General features: G+C 73.2%; 5 protein-coding genes. 1 reads left to right on the top strand and 4 read right to left on the bottom strand.

Features of this window, described 5'->3' with window-relative positions; translation table 11 throughout:
- Positions 1–157: 157 nt before the first annotated feature.
- From AB0F11_RS37595 to AB0F11_RS37580, 4 genes are all read right to left on the bottom strand, one after another.
- Positions 158–376, bottom strand: coding sequence for a hypothetical protein (locus AB0F11_RS37595; RefSeq protein WP_362184258.1), 219 nt, complete (start codon positions 374–376; stop codon positions 158–160).
- 850 nt (positions 377–1,226) lie between these two features.
- On the bottom strand, positions 1,227–2,783 hold the full coding sequence (locus AB0F11_RS37590) for a multicopper oxidase domain-containing protein (RefSeq protein ID WP_362184255.1): 1,557 nt from the start codon (positions 2,781–2,783) through the stop codon (positions 1,227–1,229).
- A complete protein-coding gene (locus AB0F11_RS37585; RefSeq protein WP_362184252.1) occupies positions 2,780–3,220 on the bottom strand; it encodes a hypothetical protein in 441 nt (146 codons plus the stop codon). Before AB0F11_RS37585 ends, AB0F11_RS37590 begins: the two co-directional genes overlap by 4 nt.
- Positions 3,217–3,576 carry a darcynin family protein gene (locus tag AB0F11_RS37580; RefSeq protein WP_362184249.1) on the bottom strand — a complete coding sequence of 120 codons (360 nt, stop codon included), beginning with the start codon at positions 3,574–3,576 and terminating at the stop codon, positions 3,217–3,219. The genes AB0F11_RS37585 and AB0F11_RS37580 overlap by 4 nt, the downstream gene beginning before the upstream one ends.
- 94 nt (positions 3,577–3,670) lie before the next feature.
- Here AB0F11_RS37580 and AB0F11_RS37575 point away from each other — a divergent pair.
- Positions 3,671–4,480: TetR/AcrR family transcriptional regulator (locus AB0F11_RS37575; RefSeq protein ID WP_362184246.1), on the top strand; the 810-nt coding region annotated here is incomplete at its 3' end.

Raw genomic sequence — 4,480 nt, 5'->3', positions numbered from 1 at the left:
TGAACCCGGGACGGCTCCGGTATCCGACGCTTCGGATCCCGGAGCCGTCCCGATTCGGTCGTCAGCGCCGCAGGCGAGGGCAGAACCCGACGGCTACCGCAGGACCGGACGGGCGCCATCGCAGCCCAGGCCAGAAGCCCGGCAATCGCAGACACCGTCAGCGGGCCGCCACCAGGTCCGGCCAACGGTCCTGCACCAGCGCCCCGCGCCGGGTCTGCACCAGCACGGTCCCGCCCGCGCCGGCCGGAGTGAAGACGAGCACCCGGTGCCCGTCCAGCTTCTGCCAGTACGCCACCCCCGCGCGCAGCGCGGCCGGCCCCGGCACGGCTTCCGCAGGCTGCGCCGGCATCGGCTCCACCAGCGGCCTGAGCACCATCTGAGGTCCTCCCTTCGGCCACGCCCCTCCCAGAGTCACCGGCCAGGCCAGCCGGAGGCGGCCCGACAGGACGGCCGCCGTTCATCCATCCGAGGGGCGCAGCAGGGCGGTCAGGGCAGATTTGGGAGACTCCTGCGGCACGGTGACGGCATGCGTCGCCGGCCCCTCCCCTGCTCCTCGCCGCGCTGCTCACGGCGTCGGGATGCGTCTCCGTCCACTCCGCCGCGGCCCCCGCCGCGGCCCCCTCCGCCGCGATGCCGGAAGACCACAAGAAACCCGCCGCCCCCGACCCCTACGGCCACGCACGCCGCCGGTGCTGCCGCGGTCCCCCATGCCCGAGGCCACGCCGCCCGCCTCGGCCGGGACCGTGCCGGTGGCCTGCTGAGCTCCGGCCCCTGCCCGTCCCGCACCCGCACCCAGGGCCCGCGCGGTATCCGCCGAGGCCCAGCACGCCCGGCCAACGCCGCACCGCCGGGCCGAGGGCCCGGCCCCCACCCAGCCGCGCAGGGCCACCCCGCCCCCGCCCGCCCTGCGCCCCGCCAAGCCCAAGTCCAATAGGGCGAAGGCCCGGCCGAGCACCCGCGCACCCGCACCGCACCGCCCGGTAGGGCCCGGGGCCAGCCCCGGGCCGGGCGCAGGCCGAGCTGTGCCGCGCGCCCACGGCGATCCAGGCCGGACGGAGGATGCCGAGTGAGGCAGCCACGACCAGGACCGCCAGACGCGCCGATCACGGAGGTGATCCCGATGCTGCCAAGGACGGTCAGGAGCGGGCCCGCGCAGCGCACTGCGCAGGCGGCGACCGCGGCAGCGCCGTCGTGCTCGGCTGCCTACCATCTCGCTCGGGGACGGGTCAGGTGACCTGGATGTTGCCCATCATGGCCATGTCCTCGTGTTCGAGGTTGTGGCAGTGGAGCATGTAGCGGCCCCTGTAGCCGGTGAAGCGGACGAGGGCTTCGACGGTCTCGTAGGGGCGGAGGTCCACGGTGTCCTTCCAGCCGGCGTCCGTGGCGGCGGCCGGCCGGCCACCGCGGGCGGTTACCTGGAATTGGGCCAGGTGGACGTGGACGGGGTGGTGGAAGTCGCTGCTGAAGCGCCAGCGTTCCACGCTGCCCAGGCGGGGGCGGGCCAGGACGGTGTCGGGGTGGAAAGGCTTCCCGTTGATGGTCCAGATCTGCTGGTCGTCGCCGCTGCTGGTGCGCCGGAAGTCGAAGACGCGCAGGGGTATGGCCTGGGTGGGCGTGAGGGCTTCGTAGCGGGTGGAGAGCCGGGCTGGCACTCGGGTGGAGTCCCGGGCGGCGCGTACAACGTCGAAGCGCATGACGTCGCGCATCCGGCCCTGGGCGGCCGTGTTGCGCAGGGTGATGCGATTGCCGACGGGGTGGTCGGCGAAGTCGACGATGACGTCGAAGCGTTCTCCGGGGGCGATGTCGATGGCGTCCAGGTGCTGGGGTGCGGGCAACAGGCCGCCGTCGCTGCCGATCTGGACGAAGCGATCGCGTCCGCTTCCTTCGACGTCCAGGCGCAGCTCGTAGCGGCGGGCGTTGGAGCCGTTCAGGAGGCGGAGTCGGTAGCGGCAGGCCGAGACCTCCAGCAGGGGCCAGGGTGCGCCGTTGACGAGCTGGACGTCGCCAAGGACGCCGTCGGGGAAGGTGTCGTGGGCGTGGTCGGGGTAGCGGAAGGAGCCGTCTTCGTTGAAGGAGCGGTCGCAGAGCATCAGCGGGATGTCGCGTTCGCCGCGCGGCAGCGGGAGGCGGTCTTCCTCCTCGTCGGTGACGAGGAAGAAGCCAGCCAGACCGCGCCAGACCTGCTGGGCGCTGTGGTCCATGCGGTGGTCGTGGTACCAGAGGGTGGCCGCCGGCTGCCGCATCGGGTAGTCGTAAGTGCGGTAGGCGATGGCGGTTTGCCCGCCGTGGGCATCCCCGGCGTGCGGGCGGGTCTGGCCGGGGGCGCAGCGGGTGGGCAGGAGCAGGTCGGTGGGATAGCCGTCGGATTCCGGTGGGGTGATGCCGCCGTGGAGGTGGGTGACGGTGGGGACGGTCAGGTTGTTGTGGACGCGGACCTTGGTGCGGCGCCCGGAGCGGGCTCGAATGGTCGGGCCCGGGAAGATGCCGTCGTATCCCCAGACCGTGGTGGTGAGACCGGGCAGGATCCGGGCCTGGCCTTCACGCTGTTCGAGTTCGTAGATGTCGGCGCCGTCTTCGCTGCGTGCGGGTCGTACGGTCGGCGGGATCGGCAGTGGCACCGCGAACGGGGCGGGCAGGGGTGCCGTGCTCGCCAGCACGCGCCCGGTGGACGCGCCGGCCAGTCGGGAGAAGCCCGCCGCACCGAGCGTCATCGCAGCCCCTGCGGCGGCCAGCCCGAGGAAGGCGCGCCGACCGGGAGCTGGCGGGAGGAGATGGGGGCTCACTGGGCCGCCTCCACCGGTGCCGGCCGTTCCTGCTGCGCCTCGCGGCGGCGGGGGCGGTAGGTGAAGGTCCAGCAGACCATCGCGGCGGCGCCGCCGAAGATCGTCATCCCCAGCGGCATGTGCGCGGCCAGCACGCGAGCCTCGCCCAGGGCCTGCTGCGAGCCGACGAGGGCGGCCAGCGCGATGCTCGCGGCGAGCGGCCAAGCGGGCCCGCCGAGCCGTCGCCACACCACCGCGACAGCCGCTGTCTGCAGGAGGGTGAGGGCGGCGAGGATGTCGGCGTTGGCCGAGTGCCAGGCCAGCAGGTCGAGGTCGCCGGTGACGAACAGGCCGGCCAGCGCCGCCTGCGCGAGGGTGTCCAACAGCACCAGCACGGCCGTGGCCCGCATCAGGGTCACCGGCCCCCGCCGCTGTCCACGGCCGCTGTAGCGGCTCATGCGTCGGTCCCGGTCGGCACCGCGGTGGGGCCGAGTGCGCGTTCGTAGGCCTGGAAGCCGTCCCGGACGCCCACAAGGATCTCGCCGAGGATGAGGTAGCCGTCGCTGATGAGCGGGGTGTCGCGCATCGCCTCGATGAGGAAGTAGTACGCGCCCAGGTCTTCGGTCTCCAGGACGGCGAAGTCGGAGACCCGGCCGTTGAAGGCCTCGGCGTCGTAGAACCGGGCCGTGATCCGGTCCGCGTACGCCGCGAAGAGCGGCTCGATGTGCGTGGAGCGCATCTGGTTGCGCTCCGCCCTCGACAGGGCCAGCCAGCGCGGTGTGAGCGTGTAGGTGAGGACGATTCCGTGGTTCATGAGCCCCCCAGAGGAATTGTTTACAGTGTTAACTCTGAGGGGGAGCTAAAGTGATACCTGTTAACTTTGTCAAGTGGGAGGTAGGCCGACGGCCATGACGGACACTCCGGAAACCGCTGCGGGCAGGCGCCGGCACCGCGTCCGCGAGGAGGCGCTGGCCGACTCGATGCGCATCGCACGGCGGCTGCTGGTCGAGGAAGGGCCGGGGGCGGTGACCGTACGGGCCGTCGCCCGCGAGATGGGCCTGACCGCGCCGGGCCTGTACCGGTACTACGCCGGGCACCGGGAGCTGCTCCAGGCCCTGGTCTCGCACCTGTACGAGGAGCTGGCCGCCGCCCTGGCCGCGGCGCGCGAGCGTCGGCCGGCCGGTGAGCCGGGGCAGCGGCTGCGCGAGGTCTGTCGTGAGCTGCGTCGGTGGGCGCTGGCCCATCGCCAAGAGTTCGCCCTGCTGTTCGCCAAGCCGGTCGCGGACGCCGACACCGCACCCGGGGCCGCCGCCCACGATCCCAGCTGGCGCTTCGGCGCCGTCATCCTCGACCTCATGGTCCAGCTCTGGCGGCAGGGCGGCGTCCAGGCCCCCGCCGACCTCGACCCGGCCTGGACGGTTCAGCTGGAGGAGGTGCGCGAGCACCTGGGCGGCGAGCCCGTCCCGCTGGAGGTGATCTACGTCTTCGTCAGCAGCTGGGCCCGGCTGTACGGGGCGGTCGCGGTGGAGGTCTTCGGCCACCTCGACTTCGCGCTCACCGACGCGGAGCCGCTCTTCGAGCGCACCGTCGGCGAGATCCTCACCCTGCTGGGCGACCCGGCCGCGGTCGCCACCGAGGCGGAGGCCGCCGAGCTGCTGCCGCCCGTGCGCTACGAGAGGCTGCGGTGGGCGCTGCGGGCGCGCGAACGCGGGCGCCCG

It is taken from the genome of Streptomyces sp. NPDC032472 (assembly GCF_040636955.1).
Taxonomy (GTDB): Bacteria; Actinomycetota; Actinomycetes; order Streptomycetales; family Streptomycetaceae; genus Streptomyces.
Note: the sequence above shows the minus strand (reverse complement) of the source record. Positions and strands in the feature narration are given on the sequence as shown.